Raw genomic sequence first — 2,139 nt, 5'->3', positions numbered from 1 at the left:
TTTGTGTCACTACAATGTGATTTATTATGCCCACCTACTCCTGTCACTATTTTGAGGGATACTGGTGCTTCTCAGTCCCTAATTTTGGCTGAAATATTGCCGTTTTGTGATAAATCCTATTCTGGATCTAGTGTTCTTATACAGGGTGTAGAGTGTGGATCTTTGAATGTCCCCCTCCATAACATTAAGTTAAAATCAGATTTAGTGACTGGGCCTGTGACTGTAGGCGTTAGACCTTCGTTGCCCTTTCCGGGTGTTCATTTGTTGCTAGGTAATGACTTAGCTGGAGACAAGGTTGTTGTTAATCCTGTTGTAACTGACACTCCTGTACTTGATTATGTTCCTGATTCTAATGAACAGGAAATTCCAGAACTTTATCCTTCTTGTGCAGTTACTAGGGCTATGGCAAAGAAAGCCACCCTTGATTCCTCTAAAAATGAGGTTGAGTTGTCTGATACTTTTATAGGTCAGATTTTTGGTAATGAGGTTAGTAGTACCTTATGTGACAGTCTGTCTCAAAAGCAGTCTGTTTGTGAGTCTGTTTGTGAAAGTGATTTGTCTCGGTCAAGTTCAAGCCAAGGTCATGATACAAGGTCAAGGTCACAACTTATTAGTGAACAACAGAATGACCCTGAGCTTAAGGACTTGTACCATAAGGCTTTAGATGAGAATGAAGTCTCAGAGGTCCCAGTTTGTTATTATTTGAAGAATGGGGTCCTTCTTAGAAAATGGCGTCCTTTAGATGTACCTGCTGATGAAGAGTGGAGTGTTAAACATCAGATAGTAGTTCCTAAATCCTATAGGTCTGAAATCCTTAGTATTGCCCATGAAACTCCCTTAGCTGGTCATCTTGGTGTCAACAAGACTTATGACAAAATCTTGAATCATTTTTATTGGCCTGGTATTAGACAAGATGTAGTTAATTTTTGTAAGTCGTGTCACACATGTCAATTAGTTGGTAAACCTAACCAGACTATTCCTAAAAGTCCCTTGCAGCCTATTCCTGCATTTGAAGAACCATTTAGTAGAATTATTATTGACTGTGTTGGTCCTTTGCCCAAAACCAGGTCTGGGTGTGAATATATGTTGACTATTATGTGTGCTTCCACCCGTTTCCCAGAAGCTATTCCTTTGAGAAATATTAAAGCAAAGACTATTGTTAAAGCCCTTGTTAAGTTCTTCACATTTGTTGGTCTTCCTAAGTCAGTCCAATCTGACCAAGGGTCAAACTTCATGTCTGGGTTATTCCAACAAGTCATGCATGAACTTGGTATAAAACAATACCGGTCATCTGCTTACCATCCTGAAAGTCAAGGTGCTTTGGAAAGATTTCACCAAACATTGAAGAATATGATTCGTACTTATTGTTTTGATACTAATTCTAAGAACTGGGATGAGGGTGTACATTTGTTGTTATTTGCTGTGAGAGAAGCTGTCCAGGAGTCGTTAGGATTTAGTCCATTTGAGTTAGTGTTTGGACATTCTGTTAGAGGACCATTGAAATTGTTAAAAGAAAAGTTGCTTGATGAGGATGAGAGTCAGTTGAGTTTGTTACAGTATGTGAGTGATTTTAGAGAGAGATTAACAGATGTTTGTGATTTGGCACGTAGTAATTTAGAGAATGCTCAAAGTAAGATGAAAGATAGATATGATGTAAAGACTGTTGACAGAAGTTTTGAGCCTGGAGATTCTGTTCTTGCTCTTTTGCCTATTCCTGGTAGTCCGTTACAGGCAAGATACTTTGGTCCTTATATTGTTGACAAGAAAGTCAGTGATCTTAATTATGTTATTAATACTCCTGGAGGCGTAAGCAAAAACAAATGTGTCATGTAAATATGTTAAAGAAATACATTAACAGAGATAGCTCATTTGTTAAACCTGTGTCAGTAGTAGGCTCTGTCCCACCTGAATCTAGTGATTGTGATGAAAATTGTGTTAGTGACATTCGTGAAAACACTGATCCTGGACCCGCGAAACTTCAAAACTCGGACATTCTCAGAAATCTGGACCAGAAACTTAGCCATCTCAACGAGTATGAACGTGGTGAACTGAAACAACTTCTACATGAATATGAACACTTGTTTCCTGACATTCCAACACGTACTGATAAGATTTCCCATGATGTGATTCTAGAGGACA

2 protein-coding genes are annotated in these 2,139 nt (G+C 38.6%); both read left to right on the top strand.

The window, feature by feature from the left end; genetic code table 11:
- The coding region (locus tag OFO07_RS07820) for a DDE-type integrase/transposase/recombinase (protein ID WP_270871552.1) at positions 1 to 1,833 on the top strand (1,833 nt) is incomplete at its 5' end.
- A gap of 2 nt (positions 1,834 to 1,835) precedes the next feature.
- Positions 1,836 to 2,139: hypothetical protein (locus OFO07_RS07815; RefSeq protein ID WP_270871551.1), on the top strand; the 304-nt coding region annotated here is incomplete at its 3' end.

Source organism: Campylobacter sp. JMF_06 NA1 (assembly GCF_027737785.1).
GTDB lineage: Bacteria > Campylobacterota > Campylobacteria > Campylobacterales > Campylobacteraceae > Campylobacter_B.
The sequence above is the reverse complement of the archived record's forward strand: the minus strand, read 5'-3'. Positions and strand labels throughout refer to the sequence as shown.